The organism is Hyunsoonleella sp. 2307UL5-6, from assembly GCF_047345485.1.
Taxonomy (GTDB): domain Bacteria; phylum Bacteroidota; class Bacteroidia; order Flavobacteriales; family Flavobacteriaceae; genus Jejuia.
This window is the reverse complement of record NZ_JBLFEN010000006.1, coordinates 172,946-190,772: the sequence shown is the minus strand read 5'-3', so window position 1 is coordinate 190,772 and position 17,827 is coordinate 172,946. Positions and strand designations below refer to the sequence as shown.

At 32.2% G+C, this 17,827-nt stretch carries 13 protein-coding genes and 1 tRNA gene; 1 reads left to right on the top strand and 13 read right to left on the bottom strand.

Annotated elements, in window-relative coordinates; translation table 11 throughout:
• Positions 1-9: 9 nt before the first annotated feature.
• The 8 genes from ACKGJY_RS12555 to ACKGJY_RS12520 all read right to left on the bottom strand — a co-directional run bounded on the left by ACKGJY_RS12555 (position 10) and on the right by ACKGJY_RS12520 (position 11,493).
• The gene (locus ACKGJY_RS12555) at positions 10-1,890 is read right to left on the bottom strand and encodes a glycoside hydrolase family 13 protein (protein ID WP_413974245.1); all 1,881 of its coding nucleotides are present in this window, start codon (positions 1,888-1,890) and stop codon (positions 10-12) included.
• Positions 1,891-2,168: 278 nt separating this feature from the next.
• A tRNA-Met gene (locus ACKGJY_RS12550) sits at positions 2,169-2,241 on the bottom strand.
• A gap of 139 nt (positions 2,242-2,380) precedes the next feature.
• Positions 2,381-2,563 (bottom strand): CPXCG motif-containing cysteine-rich protein, encoded by a 183-nt coding sequence (locus ACKGJY_RS12545; protein ID WP_413974244.1) that lies wholly within the window; start codon positions 2,561-2,563, stop codon positions 2,381-2,383.
• A gap of 74 nt (positions 2,564-2,637) precedes the next feature.
• Positions 2,638-3,459: a Two component regulator three Y domain protein gene (locus ACKGJY_RS12540; protein ID WP_413974243.1), complete on the bottom strand. Its 822-nt coding sequence runs from the start codon at positions 3,457-3,459 to the stop codon at positions 2,638-2,640.
• Between the two features lie 103 nt (positions 3,460-3,562).
• A complete protein-coding gene (locus tag ACKGJY_RS12535; RefSeq protein ID WP_413974242.1) occupies positions 3,563-4,882 on the bottom strand; it encodes a TolC family protein in 1,320 nt (439 codons plus the stop codon).
• Positions 4,872-8,168 carry an efflux RND transporter permease subunit gene (locus ACKGJY_RS12530; protein ID WP_413974241.1) on the bottom strand — a complete coding sequence of 1,099 codons (3,297 nt, stop codon included), beginning with the start codon at positions 8,166-8,168 and terminating at the stop codon, positions 4,872-4,874. Before ACKGJY_RS12530 ends, ACKGJY_RS12535 begins: the two co-directional genes overlap by 11 nt.
• Before the next feature lie 2 nt (positions 8,169-8,170).
• Complete coding sequence (locus tag ACKGJY_RS12525; RefSeq protein WP_413974240.1) at positions 8,171-9,325, bottom strand: efflux RND transporter periplasmic adaptor subunit; 1,155 nt, start codon at positions 9,323-9,325, stop codon at positions 8,171-8,173.
• A gap of 260 nt (positions 9,326-9,585) precedes the next feature.
• Complete coding sequence (locus tag ACKGJY_RS12520) at positions 9,586-11,493, bottom strand: ABC-F family ATP-binding cassette domain-containing protein (protein ID WP_413974239.1); 1,908 nt, start codon at positions 11,491-11,493, stop codon at positions 9,586-9,588.
• Positions 11,494-11,633: 140 nt separating this feature from the next.
• On the opposite strand from ACKGJY_RS12520, the gene ACKGJY_RS12515 reads away from it, so the two are divergent.
• Entirely contained in the window at positions 11,634-12,020 is a 387-nt protein-coding gene (locus ACKGJY_RS12515; protein ID WP_413974238.1) for a DUF983 domain-containing protein, read from the top strand.
• 1 nt (position 12,021) lies between these two features.
• Here the strand turns inward: ACKGJY_RS12515 and ACKGJY_RS12510 are convergent, their stop codons facing one another.
• The 5 genes from ACKGJY_RS12510 to gldK all read right to left on the bottom strand — a co-directional run bounded on the left by ACKGJY_RS12510 (position 12,022) and on the right by gldK (position 17,805).
• Positions 12,022-13,062: an NAD(P)/FAD-dependent oxidoreductase gene (locus ACKGJY_RS12510; protein WP_413974237.1), complete on the bottom strand. Its 1,041-nt coding sequence runs from the start codon at positions 13,060-13,062 to the stop codon at positions 12,022-12,024.
• Between the two features lie 108 nt (positions 13,063-13,170).
• Positions 13,171-14,061 carry a gliding motility protein GldN gene (gldN, locus tag ACKGJY_RS12505; protein WP_413974236.1) on the bottom strand — a complete coding sequence of 297 codons (891 nt, stop codon included), beginning with the start codon at positions 14,059-14,061 and terminating at the stop codon, positions 13,171-13,173.
• A 50-nt stretch (positions 14,062-14,111) separates the two neighbouring features.
• Positions 14,112-15,674 (bottom strand): gliding motility protein GldM, encoded by a 1,563-nt coding sequence (gldM, locus tag ACKGJY_RS12500; RefSeq protein ID WP_413974235.1) that lies wholly within the window; start codon positions 15,672-15,674, stop codon positions 14,112-14,114.
• 43 nt (positions 15,675-15,717) lie between these two features.
• Positions 15,718-16,353, bottom strand: a complete 636-nt coding sequence (gldL, locus tag ACKGJY_RS12495) for a gliding motility protein GldL (RefSeq protein WP_413974234.1) — start codon at positions 16,351-16,353, stop codon at positions 15,718-15,720.
• An 81-nt stretch (positions 16,354-16,434) separates the two neighbouring features.
• Positions 16,435-17,805, bottom strand: coding sequence for a gliding motility lipoprotein GldK (gene gldK / locus ACKGJY_RS12490; protein ID WP_413974233.1), 1,371 nt, complete (start codon positions 17,803-17,805; stop codon positions 16,435-16,437).
• Positions 17,806-17,827 lie beyond the last annotated feature (22 nt).

Sequence of the window (17,827 nt, the reverse complement as noted above, 5' to 3'; positions counted from 1 at the left end):
GAGTTTTTATTATCTATTTAATTTAGTGGTTAACAAAATACTTCCTTTATTATTTATTTTTAACGGGCTTCTCCATCTTATCTCATCCTCTGAAATAATGTTTTTAAGAGGCTTTTCTTTGAGATTAATTTCATCAAATCTACTTAAATCCAAATCTACTGGTTTATGGTTTTTATTAATTATATGAACAACCGTTTCATCTTCTATAATTCTAAACAACACATAAATACCATTTTTAGGTGCAAAATGTATGGTTTTACCTTTATGAATGGCTTTACTAGTTTTTCTGTAATTAAGTATTTTTTTAAGGAAAGATTGCATATCCTTCTGGTCATCACTTAAACCTTCCCCAGTAAACGCATTAATTTTATCACCTTCCCAACCACCAGGAAAATCTGTTCTTACTAATCCGTGGTCTCCAGGATTATTAAAATCATTCATCAAAATTTCTGTGCCGTAATATAGTTGTGGAATACGAGGCATCATTAAAATATAACTAAGCGCCATTTTAGTATTAGCTATATCACCCTGAAGTTGTGTGAAGATACGGCTCATATCATGATTATCAGGAAATACCATAATATCTTTTGGTGAGGCATAATAAAAATCGTTAGCAAGACCTTGATACATTTTTAGCAATCCTTTATCCCATTGTTCATCTTCATTTAAAGCTTCTACAATAAAGCGTTGCATTGGAAAGTCCATTGGGGATTTTAAATTAGAATTATACCCGTCTCTATTATTTGCATTAGATTGCCAATAGCCAACCAAAAGTGGATTATAACTCCACTCTTCACCTACAATACTAAAATTAGGATACTCATTCATAATTTCGCCTGCCCAACGGCTCATAAAAAATTTATCAGGATATGGGTAAGTGTCTTGACGAATACCGCCTAAGTTTGCCGTTTCTATCCACCAAATACTGTTTTGTATGGTGTATCGCGCCATAAATGGGTTTCGTTGGTTTAAATCTGGCATAGCCGGAACAAACCAACCTTCATTCATATTATTTTTATCTATTTTGGAAGCATAAATATCTTGATTTGTAGTAGACATATGATTTGTAGTTATACTTTTACTACTATCCCAACTATTAGCATTATCCTCGTAGTTTTTTTGATGGTTAATCCAATCTTTAAATGGTAAATCACTCATCCACCAATGCGCTATACCACAATGGTTAGCTACTTGATCCATAATTAATTTCATCCCTTTTTCTGCTAGTTTAGCAGATAAGGTTTTATAATCTTGTAAAGTCCCAAAACGCGGATCTATTTGATAAAAATCTGTTATGGCGTATCCATGGTAAGATCCTTGAGGCATATTATTTATTAGCAACGGACTTGGCCATATTGCAGTAAACCCCATGTCTTCAATATAATCTAAATGATTAATGATACCTTCAATATCTCCACCATGGCGTGCATAATCATCATTTCTATTAATATGGTTTTCTTTAAATGATTCTACAATATCATTATCAGGGTTTCCATTAGCAAATCTATCGGGAGTTATTAAGTATATAACATCAGAACTATCAAAACCAGTATACGTTTCAGATGCTTTTTCTCTTGATTTCAACTCGTAGGTATGAATTAAATCTTCTTCATTATCTTTTTTGAAAATGATATTGAATTTACCAGATATTGTACTTTTTGATATATTTAGAGATATAAATAAGTAATTGGCACTATCAGCTTTATTTATTCTTTCAATAGAAACACCCTTGTATGAAATTACCGGAATTCGTCCTGAAATATTAGGATGCTGTACTAATAACTCTAGAGATTGATTTTTAAAACCAACCCACCAATTTAATGGTTCTACGCGCTGTATATCATTTCTATCAATTAGCACCAAATTATCATTAGCTTCAACAACACCCATATCCTTATATTATTTTTCATGATAAAGTTATAGTAAATACGCACAGAAACCCAATTAGGACTAAGGCTTTTATAAATATTTATCTTAAATCATAATTTATTAAGTTTTAATCATAATAAAAATATTGTGATATCATAAAAAACGATTTAAATAGAAATAGATGAATACTTTGTATAGGAGTGAACCTTGGAAAATGTAGAATACTAAAAACTACTCATTCTTTAATTTTTTTCTAAACAAAAAAAGCCATAACAATTAAGTTATGACTTTTAATTTAGTAGCGGGAACTGGACTCGAACCAGTGACCTTCGGGTTATGAGCCCGACGAGCTACCTACTGCTCTATCCCGCGATATAATTTAAAAATAATTTACTTAATAATACTCAATCAAGTTGAACATTGTCTTTCGGTTCATAATGCCGACCAAATTATTTCGGATTGCAAATATACAATCCTTTTTAGGTTTCTACAAGAATAAAATTATAAAATATTATTGCTCAATACTATCTGCTTGAAAAGCAATTAATTCGGTATTTGTAAATTGAGTTGTGATTTGAATAGGGTTGCAGCACACTTCACAATCTTCTATATAAGATTGTTTAGAAATAGAATTATCTAACAACATAGATATGCTCTCCCAGCAGTGTGGGCATGTAAAATAATGTTCTTTCATTTTATAAAAATAAAAAAAGACACACTATTGTGCATCTTTTTTAACATTAACTATTTTATAAAACTACAAACTAATTATTCTTTTTCAATATCCATTGATGCGGTTGCTCCCGATTCTATGATCATTAATGATGGTGGGTTTTTTCCAGAAACACTAATGTATTCTTTATTTAATTTATTATCACTCACCATTATGGTGTTTAACTTAGTTAAATTAATAAATTCGATAGGCACATCACCAGTAAATTCGTTGGTAGATAATAACAACTCTTCTAAATCTGTTAACTGCGCCATTTCAACAGGAATTTCTCCGTCCATTTTATTATCCATAACGCTAAATTTCTTTAGCTTTTTTAGCGCCTGAATTTCACTAGGTATATTACCTGTTAAGTAGTTACTACCTATTAAAAGTTCTTCAAGGTTAGTTAAACCCATTATCTCTAATGGAATATTACCTGAAAGTTTATTACTGTATAACTTTAAAGATTTGAGCTTTTTAAGTGCTCCTAATTCAGCAGGAATCTCCCCTTCAAACTTATTCATAAATAATTCTAAAATTTCAAGATTATCTAACTTGCTTAAAAACGTTGGTATATTTCCTGTTAAACCATTAAAGCCTAAGTTTAATTTCTTTAAACCTTTAAGATTACCAATCTCTGTTGGTAATTCGCCTTGTAAATTATTAAATGGTAAGTTGATTTCAACAACCAAATTATTCTCTATTTTAACACCCTGCCATGTATCTATTGGTGTAGAAATATCCCACTTAGCATTCCATTCTGCGCCGTTTGTATTATTATACAAAGCCAATAAGGCTTCTTTATCGCTGTTTGAAACACTTGCATAAGTAGCCAAAGATGTTAAAACTAATAAGATTGTGTATTTGAGGTTTTTCATAATTAGGTTGATTAGGGACTAATTTCTTGAACGAAAATAGCATCAAAATAGATAAAAAACTATTTTTATCGATGAAATACACTAATTTTTAACATTTACAGGGTCATATGTCGATATTTAGTAATTCTCCACTTAATCTAAGCACTTCTAGTTCGGCAATTTTGGCTTGATATATGGCTTGATTTTTACCTAACTCTGCGTTTAATAAGTTAAGTTGCGCTTGCCTAAACTCAATTGAAGTAGTTTGACCAAGTTTAAATTTTTCATTGGTTCTATCAAAATTATTTTGGGAGGTACTAATATTATCTTCTTGTACTTTATAAATATGTAATTTATTCTGATAATCATCCCAAGCATTGTTAAAACTGCGTTCTATATCAATTTGAAGTTGCTCTCTTTGTAATTTTAAGGTTTCAAAATTAATTTTTGAATTTTTAACTCGCGTAAGCGTGCTTCCACCGTCAAAAAGATTCCATGTTAAATTTAAACCTGCGGAAACTCCTGAATTTGTATTTTGAATTACAAATGCTAACGGACTGTTATTTGAAGATTCATTCCACCCATAAGAACCTACTAACCCAACAGTTGGGAGCAATTGAGCTTTATTTGTTTTAATACCAAATTGACTTATGTAAATATTCTGATCAGCCTGAAGTAGAGATACGTTATTCCCCATCGTTTTTTGTAATAACTCAGACTTATCTAATTGTATTAAAAAATTAACGTCCTTATCTAACTCAAAATTATCAGATAAATGATTACCTAAAACAACATTTAAATCGCGTTTAGTAACCTTTAGTTGTTGCTTAATATTTATTAAACTTATACTGTCATTATTAATATCAACTTCAGCATTTAAAACATCTAGTTTTGTATTTTGACCATAATCAAATTGGTATTTGGCTCTTATTAATCGATTTTTACTCGCCCTAATAGTTTCTTCTAATACCTTTGAGTTTTCAGATAATTGCGCTATGGTATAGTAAATAGAAAACAACTGAAGTATGGTGTTTTCTATAGTTTCTCGAGCTTCCAACTCAGATAATTGGTACTGTTCTTTTAAACGCTTGTAATTATATAAACGCCCTAAACCATCAAACAAGGTATAATTTAAGTTGATTGAGGCGTTATACCGACGTGTTTCAGCACCTTCGGCTGTTCTTACGTTACCATCAGCTAACTGTCCTTCGGCATTTTGGCGATCTATACTAGCACCTGCAATTCCTGTTAAAGAGGGTAAGTATCCAGAATTTAAAACACTTTTATTGTTATCAGCAACTTCAACTGTATTTTTTGCAATTTTAATACCATAGTTATGTTCTAAAGCCAGTGCTATAGCTTTATCTGTGGTTAATAATTCTTGTGTATGAGTAGATATACTCGTTATAAAAAATAGTGCTAGTATGTAATATCTATTGCTCATTATTTCTATCTTGTTTTTTAAGTAGAAACTCTATGTCATCTTTTGTTACAAAATTATGCTCAAACAACCTTTTTTGATGCTTTTCGTGTTCTCTCTCTTTAACAACACGCTCTACTTCTTCCTTTGTTACCGCTTTATTTGTCCATAGCCACTTTGCTGTAGTTTTTACGCTATTACTAAATGCTAAAAAAATGGGTAATACTATTAATGTTAATACTGTAGCGAAACCAATACCGTAAGCAATTGAGACTGCCATTGGTATTAAAAACTGTGCTTGCCTACTTTCTTCAAAAATTAATGGTGCTAAACCTGCTACCGTTGTAATTGAGGTTAAAAAAATGGCTCTAAAACGTGCTCTACCTGCTTGATAAAGTGCCTCATCGAATGCTAAACCTTCTTTTAAATTACTATTGAATTTACCTATAAGTACTAAACCATCGTTTACCATTATTCCTATTAGTGCAATAATACCAAGTAAGGATAGAATATTTACTGGGAAATCATGTATCCAATGCCCCCAAGCTACCGCAGGTAAACTTAACGGAATAAGTAATATTAATAATAAAGGTTGACTGTAACTTCTAAAAGTAAATGCTATTACAACATAAATAAGTACCAAAACAATAATACCAACTGGACCAAGAGAGTTTGTTAATTTTAAACGTTCTCTATTTTGTCCTTCGTATGATGGCGTTACTGTTGGATAACGAGATAATATCTCTGGCATGATTTCATCTTTAACCTCAGCCATAATATCTGTAGAACTTGTTTTTTTTGGGTCTTTAATATCAGCTGAAATCTGTATTTCTCGTCTGCCATCCAAATGATTTATAGCAACATCACCTCGCTCAATTTTATAATTTGCAATCTCTTTTAACGGCACAAGTTGTCCATTTGGTGTACGTATGCGCATGGTTTCTAAATTCTGAATCGATGATCGCTCTGCTCTATCGTATCTTACCCAAACTCTTATTTCGTCTTGCCCACGTTGAAAGCGCTGCGCCTGTGCACCAAAAAAAGCAGCTCTAACTTGAGACATTACTGTCCTTAAATCTAACCCCAATGCGTAAGCGCTATTATTTAATTGTAATCGTATTTCCTTTATACCATCTGGATCGTTATCAGTTACATCTTTAAGTAGAATATTTTGCACTAAATTTTGTTTCAATTCAGCTTTAACCGCTTTAAGTTCTTCTATATTACTACCTAATAATGACACTGAAACTGGGCTACCACCAAAGTTACCACCACTTCCATAAACTAAACTTTCCACACCAAAAACGGGGCCTACACGTTCCCTTATTTTGTTGGTAACCATACTGGCTGTTATTGAATTTGGTCGTTCTTCACCAGGTAATAAATTAATTGACAATGATGCTGTTGACGATCCAGGACCAATGTTTCGTATCATATTTTTTACCAAATAGTCTGTAGCATCTTCACCCAAATATTCGTCGTGAATTTCCTTAGTTACTTCTGTGGCTTTTGTTTCTATAAATGTTATAATACTATCAGTAATTGCTGCGTTAGTACCATTTGGCATATTTAGTGTAATCCTAACTTGATCGCTTGCTATTTGAGGAAAAAATGCTCCTCTTATGATACCGCCTTGAAAACTTGCTCTTGTGAGAATTAAAAAAACTATGAAAAAAGAAAATGTTAAAAATTTATATTTGAGTGCAAATCGAAGTGTCGGACTATATATTTTATCACGCAGCCACGCCATAACATTATCCCCTAGTGTATTAATATATCTAAGTTTTGAAAATGCTTTTTTAAAAAACCCTGCAATACCCTCTTTTGGTTCGTTATTTTGTACTCTAAGCGCCTTAGAATGTGCTAAATGTGCAGGTAAGATTATTAAGGCTTCTACTAAAGATACCACTAAGGTTAAAATTACAACCACAGAGACCTCACCAAAAAACTCACCTATTCTACCGTCCAAAAATAAGAAAATAGAAAAGGCTAATATTGTAGTAATTATAGCAGAAATTATGGCTGGCAACACTTCCATAACGCCATCTACAGCAGCTTGTTCTGGTGTTTTTCCTTTTTCGTAATGTTGGTATATATTTTCGGCTATTACAATACCATCATCTACTAAAATACCTATAACTATAATCATACCAAATAGGGATAAAACATTTATAGTTACATTAAAATATCCCGCTAGCATAAACATACCTAAAAAAGCTACAGGCAGTCCAAAAGCTACCCAAAATGCTAAACGTGTATTTAAAAAGAGTGATAAAAACAATAGTACTAAAAGCATTCCAATAACAGCATTTTCTGCTAATAAATTAGTACGCTGTACCAATGTAATTGATAAATCTCTAACCACATTTAGCTGTATATTATCGTATTTTTGATTAAAATTTGCTATGTATGTTTTGGCTTTATCGGCAGCAGAAATTAAATCCTCAGTATTTGTGCTTGTTATGGTAACATTAATAGATAAATTACCATCATAATAATTTGAATTTGGTGTCTCAGAAAACCTATCTCTAACCTCTGCAATATCTTTAAGTTTAATAATACGCCCTGATGCATCTGATTTTACGACTAAATTAGAGAGTTCGTTAGCATAGTACGATCTAGAATTTGCTCTTATTAGATATTCTTCGGTATTCGTTTTAATTTTACCGCCAGTAGTGATAAGGCTAGATTGGTTTACAGCATTAGAAACATCGGCAAATGATAAATTGAAAGCTAGTAAGCTCGTTTCTTTTACCGCAATTTCAATCTCTTCTTCAGGATATCCAGATATTTCAATTTGAGAAATACCATCTATGGCTCTTAAATCATTCTCAACCTGCCTTCCAATCTGTTTTAATGTTGCAAGCGGTACTTGCTGCCCGCTAATAGAAAACGTTATAGTTGGTCTTAACGCCTCTTGTTTAGCAACAATTAAAGGCTCCATACCAGCAGGAAAAGAAGGTACTCTATCTACTGCATTTTTAACTTCAAGAAGCATAAAATCAATATCCCTTCCTTTTTCTATTTCCACATTAATGCTACCACTATTTTCTCTAGAGGTTGATGTAACACGGTCTACACCGTTAAGCCCTTTTAAGTTATCTTCAATTTTAAGTATTATACCTTCTTCTACTTCCTGAGGAGAAGCACCGGGATAGGTTACTGTAATATTGATGTTTTTAGAATCTACTAATGGGAAAAATGATGATTTAAGCTTTATAGCCCCAAATACACCAAAAATTAAAAAAGCAAGTACTACAACATTTACTGCTACACTATGCTTTATAAAATAGGCAATTAGTTTTCTCATACCTATTGTTGTTTAGCTTTACGTGAAGTTTTAGAGTTATTTTCACTATTTGTAGTATAGGGTTTTACTAGCATTCCTGCATAAGCACCAGGTATTGGTTTTTCTAAAATTACCGTACCATTTGGTATACCTTTCAGCACTGCTTTTGTGTCTGAAAAAAACACAGGTTCTACGCTTATAAGATCTAAAACACTGTCTCTAACTACAAAAATTTCTTTTCCTTCTTTTACTAAGCTTCTATTTATTTCTATAGCGTCATATTCTTTTTTTGCATTTAGGTTTGCTTCAAGATACATACCTTCTTTTAGCTGATTGTCTTTAACTTCTATGAATGCAGTAATAGTTTGTGTAGATGCATCAATACTGCCATTTACACGAGACACCTTACCAGAATAAGTTTGTGTGCCTTCTATATCGTTGAGCACTACAGCTTCTCCAACCTTTAAAAAACTAGCATAGTTTTTTCCTAATGCTACTTCCATTTCATAAACTGATGGATCTATAAATGCACCTAATTTTTGTCCGTTTCTTACTAATGCGCCTTCTGTAATTAATGCTTCTGTTAAAATACCAGAAAAAGGAGCTCTAATAGTATATTTTGATAAGCGTTGTTCTTGGTTTTTAACATTGTAATAACTAGAAACAATACCTCTACCCGTTATAAAATAGTTTTCTTTATCAGACGTCATTTTAGGTAATTTTGGTATTGCTTTGTCTAAATCGAAATTCTTAAGATAATTTTGCCATTTTGGAAATATTTCAGGAAAGTCTAACCTTAAATCGGGCATTACAGCAGCTATTGCATTGTATAAATTACTTTTGGAGGATTGTAAGCTTGCATAAAACTCAGCAGCATCAATACTAATAAGTATTTCGCCTTTACGATACGTCTCACCTGCTCTAAATAATTTTCTATTTGCTCTAAAAACACCTTGAACTTCAGAAAACAACTCTACTCTGCGTTTTGCTTCTAAATTACCATTAGCAGGTATTACTATTTGAATAGTACCATTGTTTACAGTATCGGTAAATACTGTTTTTACTACTTTTTCAATTACAGGTCTTTGTTTTTTTTTATTATTTGCTATTATATTGCCAATAAATATTGATGCAATAATGGCTATTCCTCCAATAATGGAAAGTATAATGTTGCGCATAAATGGTTTTGGTTATGAAATTTCTAACTCACAATTCATCATTGCAACTAGAAATATTATGCAAAAGTATTTAAATAAGAGCCGGTTGCAGTTAAAAAAAACTTAAAAGAATCTGTAGTTATTTTTACGAGCAATAATACTTTACATTAGAATGAATTTTATGATTGTAAATATTCATTTATAAAAAACCCACAAGAAAACGTATTTCGTTTTTTTGTGAGTTCTACATATACTAAGAATTAGAAAATCTCTAATTTGAATTAAGACAATGCTTCTAGTTCGAATTGAATCTTTTCCCAATCTGCCATAAGTTTTTGAAGTTGCTTTTTATTACCCTCGTAAGTATCAAAAAAGCTTTTATCGGCAACGGTAGCATCATAATTTGTTTCTAGAGCTACATCATCAGATTTTATGGTTTTTTCTAATTGTCCTATTTTAGATTCTATATTACTTAATTTATTATTTAACGATTTTAACTTTTTCTGTTCTTGATAAGAGTGTTGTTTTTTCTCTTTTGGGGTTTCCTTAACCACAGTACGTTTTTCTACTTCTCTTAAGTTTTCAACCTGTCGTTGCTCTAAATAATAATCAACATCACCTAAATATTCCTTGATTTTATAGTCTTTAAACTCATAAACTAAATTTGTTAATCCTTGAAGAAAATCTCTATCGTGTGATACTAATATTAGTGTGCCTTCAAAACGCTTTAAAGCATCTTTAAGTACGTTTTTAGATTTTATATCTAGGTGGTTTGTGGGCTCATCCATTATTAATACATTAAATGGTTGTAGCATTAGTTTTGCCAATGCTAAACGGTTTCGCTCTCCACCAGATAGTACTTTTACATACTTTTCTACCTCATCACCTCTAAATAAAAATGAGCCTAATATATCCCTTACTTTACTTCGGTTACTTTCGTTAGCTGCATCAATCATGGTATCTAAAACAGTTTTATTACCATCTAAATACTCCGCTTGGTTTTGAGCAAAATATCCTATTTGTACATTATGCCCCAATTTTAAGTGACCATCATAGTTAAGATCTCCAACAATTATTTTGGCTAAAGTAGATTTGCCTTGACCATTTTGCCCAACAAATGCGGTTTTACTATCGCGCTCAATTAATAAATCTATAGCTTTTAAAACTTGATTATCGCCATAATTTTTTGAAACAGCCTCGGCTTCTACCACGACTTTACCTGGCGTAACCGATACCGGAAAATTTAATGTCATTACACTAGTATCATCTTCGTCAACTTCAATACGTTCAATCTTATCTAATTTTTTAATTAGCGATTGTGCCATAGTAGCTTTTGATGCTTTTGCTCTAAATTTTTCAATTAATTTCTCGGTTTGCTCAATTTGTTTTTGCTGGTTTTTTTGAGATGCTAACTGCTGCTCTCTAAGTTCTTCTCTTAATATTAAAAATTTAGAATATGGTTTAGGATAATCGTAAATACGCCCTAAAGAAATCTCAATGGTTCTGTTCGTCACATTATCTAAAAACATCTTATCATGAGATACAATAACTACTGCGCCAGCATAGTTTTTTAAAAAGCTTTCTAACCAAATTATAGATTCAATATCTAAATGGTTTGTAGGCTCATCTAAAAGTAAAATATCATTATTTTGAAGTAATAATTTTGCCAACTCAATTCGCATACGCCAACCTCCAGAAAATGTATCCGTTAGGTTATCAAAATCGTCTCTATTAAATCCTAAACCTTGTAAAATTCGCTCTGTGTTGCCTTGATAATTATACCCACCTACAATTTCGTACTGATGCTGTAAATCGTTGATATCTATCATCAATTGGTTGTAACCAGCACTTTCATAATCGGTACGTTCTGCAAGTTGCGTGTTTATAGATTCCATTTTGGCCTCTAAATCTTTTATTTCAGTAAAAGCTTGATACGCTTCTTCTAATACTGTTCTGCCTAAAACAAAATCTATGTCTTGCTTTAAAAATCCAATTTTTAAGGTTTTATCTGCTGCAATTTGTCCAGAATCTGGTTCTATTTCTTTAGATAAAATTTTAAGCATTGTAGATTTTCCAGCGCCATTTTTACCTATTAACCCAATACGGTCGCCATTTCCAAGCTTAAATGTTATTTCTTCAAAAAGATATTCTCCTTGAAATGAAATTGATAAATTATGAATATTTAGCATAGATATGTGACTTATGTTACAGGGTTTTAAACTTTAAAATTTACCTTTGTTGTTGGTATTTTGATGTTACGAGAATACTATTGTTATCTCGTCTCTAAAAAATAACGTTTTAATTTTCGAGCAAAAATACATTAAAATAAATGTTTAAAAAAGGAACAAAAATTTATAGTATGTTGACGGGTTGTTGTCCTAAATGTCATCAAGAATCTATGTATAGTACTAAAAATGCTTATAACCTTTCGGAAACTCTAACAGTAAACGAGCGCTGTTCGCATTGTAATACAAAATACAGAATAGAACCTTCGTTTTTTTATGGGGCTATGTATGTAAGTTATGCGGTTGGTATCGCTTTTGGTACAGCGGCATTTGTTATTAGTAATTTATTTTTTGGAGCCAGTTTAAAAATCACCTTTATTTCAATAGTTGGTACCTTGGTTGTATTTATGCCAATCATCATGCGATTATCTCGAAATATTTGGATAAATATGTTTATGAGTTATGATGAAACTCTAGCTAAGAAAAAATAAGTTATTTAACTCTGGATAAACTAATCTCCTTTTCTAAAGGCACACCCGCCTCAATAAATTCAAAAAGTTGTTTAGCTACATAAGGACCTATCATTACGCCTCTTGTACCTAAACCATTAAGTAAATATATACTTTTATAGTTTTTATGCCTACCAACTAAAGGACGCCTGTCTTTTACTGTTGGCCTTATACCTGCGCGTTGGTTTGTTATTGTAAACGCACATGATATCATACTGTTGAGACCTTCTAAAAGTTTCGTTTTTGCTTTATCTGTGTTAGTATGTGTTAAATCATTTAATTCATATGTTGCACCAACACTGTAAAAATCGTTACCAAGAGGAATAATAAAAACTGGGCCTTTTAAAACGAAGTCAATTTTTAATTCTGGTGCATGAATAGTCAACACCTCTCCTTTTGTTGGTTTTAGTGGTAAATTTTTAAAGAATGGGTTTTTTGTTACTCCAAAACCTTCAGAAAACACAATATGATTTGCACTGTTGTTTTTATAATTTAACTCTTCATCTTCTATATTTAAAGCGTCATAATCAAACGCTTCTTGAATTAATACACTTTTGGTGTCTAAAAACGTTTTATAAGATGTAACTAGTTTATTTACGTCTATACGCCCTGTTTGTAGTACTCTACCAAATCCAAAATCAGCATTAACAGCATTATTTTTATTAGTAATGATTTTGGTTGACAGATATTTGGTTAATTTTGGTTTATCTGAAGCTGCAAACCAATTATTTTGTTCTTCAACTGAAGCAAATTTTCTATAAACAGGTGTTTTATAGTCTACTGTTACTTGTAGTAAGTCCTCCAAATCAGCGTAGTGTTTCATTGCCAAATCTAATTGCGTATCACTTTTCCAAACTGAGGTAAACCGTTTTAAAATAACAGGATTATATAAGCCTCCAGCTACTATAGAAGATTTTTGAGAGCTATCGTCAAACACGATAAAAGTTTTATTATTGTTTCTAAGTTGTTCGCAAAAGCTTATCCCAGCTAAACCTAAACCAACAATAATATAATCGTATTTCATTTTTAATATTTATGCAAAAATAAAGAATAGGTTTTGAAAGGCTTTAACTTATTAAAAAGAAAAACGCCCACTTAAAAGCGGGCGTTTTTATATTATGTTGAGATTAAATTAGTAAGTCCACATATCTAACTCAAAATCTCTAATTTTCGTTTTAATACGATCAGATTCTAGTAATTGCATTAATGCATTATCTGAAATATACTCATTAACTTTTCTATCACCTTGAACATTTTCTTCTTTATAAATATAGCCTTGAAAACGTCTGGCGTTTAATAAATGATCGAACGAATGAGGCATTGCACTATTAGCGTTATTGAATGCTTTAGCTTCATGCAAGATTTCTCTTGCATCTGGGAAAAATACCCAAAACAATTCTACTAAATCTGGATTTTCATCATCAATAAAATTAACATCTGGTGCTACAGGAGCAAGACCTAAAAGTCTGTACTTCATTTCAGCATGTCGCTTATCAAAATACCATAAGCCTTTAATATGATACTCTTGAATCTCTGCAGCTGTAATATCTCTTCTATCTATAAATTCATCTGAAAGAGATTCTCCAGCATTTAATTGTTCAATACCGTATCCAGTGGTATCAATTTTAGACAATGCACCTTCTATATCTTTTAACGTTCGTTTTGTCGTAAAATAAGAATCATCATAGATATTCTTGATTTTACCATTCTTGATGTTTTTCATTAAAACATCGTATAAAGAACGTCTATTACTACCAATATTATTGGTGTCAATAGGATAGTACAAAGAGAAATTTGCGCGTTCATCAAGATTTACCTTCTCCCACACCATTTTAGAAAACAGGATATCTCTATCATCAATATATCCATATTCTAAAGGCTTATCATTATCTATAGCCTTCTGTTCGGCTGTTCTTACCCCAATTTCATCAGGACTTTTAGCATTCAAAATATTGGCTTGAGCAAATACTCCAGATACTGTTAAAACAGCTGTAATTGTTAATAAAACACTTTTCAAATTCATCTTATTCTAATTTTATTGTATAAGGCTAACGACGGCGTTAGCCTTATATTTTAATTTGTAAGCTCTACAAATACTGGTGATACTTTTTTAAGAATCACACTTACACCACTTGCTTTAGCTTCTATATCAAATATTTGAACACCAGATCCACGCTTAGCTTTACGTAAGGCTCCTTTTGCTCTACTATCTAATCTATTGCCTCTAACACTAATTGTAGGTTGCCCTGGCACTTTAAATTTAAATCCAGTAACTCTCAATGGTAATTCAAAATCAAAATCATCAAATTTAGCACCTACAGTAGATTTTTCTAAAGCTTGACGTTGCATTTTAACAGCACCATCTTCTTTTCTTACCGTTCCTGTTGGTTTTGGTAAATCTTTAATTCTGAATTTTGCGTTATCAGATACTTTTTTTCCGTCAGGAAGTGTACCCGTAACATTTATAGTTACTTCTCTTCCTTTAACGCTTGTAGCATCCATAACATATCTACTCCCACCCGATCTTGATAATCCTTGGGCACTAGCACTAACTTTATTATCAGGAATACCTGCAAATGAAATCGTCATTGGGTTTTTAACACCTCTATACACTACATTCATTTTATCTGCAGAAATTGTTGCTGAATTTGGTTTAGCTACTGTAGCGAAAGACGAACTTACAGGAACTTCAATTTCTTCACCACCTTCACCAAAGATTAATTTACCTTCAATTTTGTGTTCTCCAACACCGCCAGTTCCTATTTTAAGTTTTACTTTACCGTCTTCAATTACATATTGATTTTTAGATAATTTTCTACCATCCAAAGTCAATTCAACACGTTTTGGTTTTGTAGTTGCATCTTTACGACCTAATACAATTTGACCATCAAATTTCTCGCCATTAAAATAAGCAGATTTTGAAGTTTCCATCAAAGTTGTATAATTTGTCATTGATACTTGATTAGCTAACTCGCCTTCTAACATTTTAGATAAAACTTGAGATTCAGTAGTTTTAATATCTGCCTGAAGCTGTGTCATTTTAGTTAAAGACGCTACTAAAGGAAATCCTTTGTAGTGATAATCTAACCAATCAACTTTAACACCATCTCTGTTTGTAACAGGTTCTGTATTAAATTTAGTATTCACTTCTTTAATAACAGACTCCATGCCTTTTTCGCCTGCTAAAACCTTAGCAACACCTTCTCTAAAATTTTTCATTTTAGTTAGAAACTCTTGACCTTCTTCTTTGATTACATCACCTTTAAAAAAGTTTTGATCTAAGTAATCTCCCTTATCCATGATTTCATAATCCGTAGGATCTTCTATTTTAGCAGTCATATTTCCTTTTAATTCTTTTAAATAAGAATCAAAATCATGTGCTAATTTATCAATTTGATCTGCTTTTTGCTTTAAAGGTTTATATTTATCTGGTGCATCTGCAGCCTTTTGTTCTAAACTAGCTACAAAGCTTGCATTTCTAGCCTCAGTCGCCTCGTTAGACTCTGTAAGCTTTTCATTCATTAATCCGAAAGCTGATAATACTTCTTTTGACATATTTAAAGCTAGCATCGCTATAAATATTAAATACATCAAGTTTATCATTTTCTGTCTTGGGGTTTGTTTTCCTCCTGCCATGTGTAATTAGGTTTTTTGGTTATTAAATTTGGGTAACCCCTAATTATTTATTCATTGCAGATAACATTCCTCCATATACACCATTAAGTGACGACAGATTTGAAGTTAAAGATGCCATTTGTTCTTTTAACTTAGCGGCGTTTTCAACAGACTCTTCGTTTATAGAAGCTTGTTTATTTACACTCTCTAATTGAACTTTGTAAAGACTGTTTAAAGATTCCATTTGTGCCGCTGCTAGAGATAATTCTTCTCCATATTTTTGAGTAGCTTGTATAGAATCTACAGTTGGTGAAATACCTTTTGCTGCACCCTCAAAGTTTTTAATGCTTTCGCCTAAGCTTGCCATTAATTCACCATCGATTTTAGCTTCTTTAAGTAAATCATCTAATTTTTGAGACAACACGCCTTTAGGGTTTTGTTGTGCTTCTTTAGCAGATGCTTGTCCTCCAGCTAATTCTGGATATACTAAAGACCAATCTACATCTTCATCAACAGGTTCGAATGCAGATAATGCAAATATAATTGCCTCTGCAACTAAACCAATTGTTAACATTAAATTACCTGTTAAGAATCCTATTTCGAAATGTGTAATTTTAAATAAAGCTCCAATAATTACAATTGATGCTCCAAGGCCATAGGCCATATTCATAAATTTTTTACTTGCTTTTGACTTTGCCATAATTTTGGTTTTTAATTTTAAGTAGATATACTACTCAAGTAGGTTAAATTAATAATTATTACTGATTTGATTTTATTAGGCTTATTTCCCGTTGTTCGTTACGTTTGTCCCCATATAATCTTGAACGGTTCTAAAACCTATATAACTTCTTGCAGAATCTGCATATTCGTAATCTCTTGAACTTACTTGCAAAAAGTAAGCCACATCTTTCCAAGAGCCACCTCTAATAACTTTTCGTGAGTTATCTTTATCGTTAACACTTGGGTTTATAGTTGATGAATACTCATAAGACGCAGGGTCGTATGATGCATTTACCCACTCTGCTACATTACCAGCCATATTATACAAATTATAATCGTTTGGCTCATAAGACTTTGCTTCTACTGTGTAAAGTGCTTGATCTGCAGCATAATCTCCACGTACTGGTTTAAAGTTTGCCATAAAGCAACCTCTATCACTTTTTGTGTAAGGACCACCCCACGGATAGGTTGCTGCTTGCAAACCGCCTCTAGCGGCATATTCCCACTCTGCTTCAGATGGTAATCTAAACCTGTTTACCAAAGCTGCACCTTTTCTAGATTTTTGGAATGTGTTTTTATTAATAGTTCTCCACTCACAAAACGCCTTAGCTTGTTTCCAAGTAACTCCAACAACAGGGTAATCCCCATAGGCTTCATGCCAAAAATAATCGTTATGCATTGGTTCGTTGTATGAATATTGAAAATCTCTAATCCAAACTGTTGTATCTGGATAAATCTCTACTTCTTCTTTTTTTATGACTTTGCTACGCTTAACACCTCTATTTTTTGCAGCTTCTTGGATATCCATGTAGCTGTATTGAAATTTAAATTTCTTTACATCCCAAGTACGTTGCCCATTGTAAGACTCTTCTAAAGGTAAATACATCGTATCCATAATCTCTGCATAGTATTCATCTAAATACTCAGAAGTATCAAAAATTAAATCTACGTCCTTATTTATTTTTCGTCCTTCATATCCTGTTGGCCCAAGTCCTGTATAGTTTTCGTACATATACTTCTCGTAAACAGACATGTTTTCTGGATCTGCGTCACTAAATGCATAGTCTCCTATAGTTCCTGCATCGGTTTGCGTTAAACCAACATCATCAGCAAGTTTAGCAAGCTCCATTCTTAACACAGAATCTCTAACCCAGTGTACAAACTGTCGGTATTCGCTATTTGTAATTTCAGTTGCATCCATATAGAAAGCTCTAACTGTAACAGTTTTTCCAGGAGCATCATTTACACCAGCAAGGTCATCATCTGCCTTACCCATTATAAATGCACCACCAGGAACAAGCTCCATACCATAAGGCTTTTCTGGATGCCATTTTTTCCCTTTAACTCCTACTAGCTCGCCTCTATCTTTAGAGCCACAACTAGCCAGTATAGTTAATACTGCGGTTAATAAAATAAACTTCTTCATATTCATAGGAAACTCGAGGTTAATTATT

Bases quoted from the DNA above. Each gene is read 5' to 3' on its own strand.
- ACKGJY_RS12555 (WP_413974245.1), bottom strand. From the start codon at position 1,890: ATGGGTGTTGTTGAAGCTAATGATAATTTGGTGCTAATTGATAGAAAT.
- ACKGJY_RS12515 (WP_413974238.1), top strand. From the start codon at position 11,634: ATGTTTAAAAAAGGAACAAAAATTTATAGTATGTTGACGGGTTGTTGT.
- gldK (WP_413974233.1), bottom strand. From the start codon at position 17,805: ATGAATATGAAGAAGTTTATTTTATTAACCGCAGTATTAACTATACTG.
- ACKGJY_RS12535 (WP_413974242.1), bottom strand. From the start codon at position 4,882: ATGAGCAATAGATATTACATACTAGCACTATTTTTTATAACGAGTATA.
- gldL (WP_413974234.1), bottom strand. From the start codon at position 16,353: ATGGCAAAGTCAAAAGCAAGTAAAAAATTTATGAATATGGCCTATGGC.
- ACKGJY_RS12525 (WP_413974240.1), bottom strand. From the start codon at position 9,325: ATGCGCAACATTATACTTTCCATTATTGGAGGAATAGCCATTATTGCA.
- ACKGJY_RS12520 (WP_413974239.1), bottom strand. From the start codon at position 11,493: ATGCTAAATATTCATAATTTATCAATTTCATTTCAAGGAGAATATCTT.
- ACKGJY_RS12540 (WP_413974243.1), bottom strand. From the start codon at position 3,459: ATGAAAAACCTCAAATACACAATCTTATTAGTTTTAACATCTTTGGCT.
- ACKGJY_RS12510 (WP_413974237.1), bottom strand. From the start codon at position 13,062: ATGAAATACGATTATATTATTGTTGGTTTAGGTTTAGCTGGGATAAGC.
- ACKGJY_RS12545 (WP_413974244.1), bottom strand. From the start codon at position 2,563: ATGAAAGAACATTATTTTACATGCCCACACTGCTGGGAGAGCATATCT.
- ACKGJY_RS12530 (WP_413974241.1), bottom strand. From the start codon at position 8,168: ATGAGAAAACTAATTGCCTATTTTATAAAGCATAGTGTAGCAGTAAAT.
- gldN (WP_413974236.1), bottom strand. From the start codon at position 14,061: ATGAATTTGAAAAGTGTTTTATTAACAATTACAGCTGTTTTAACAGTA.
- gldM (WP_413974235.1), bottom strand. From the start codon at position 15,674: ATGGCAGGAGGAAAACAAACCCCAAGACAGAAAATGATAAACTTGATG.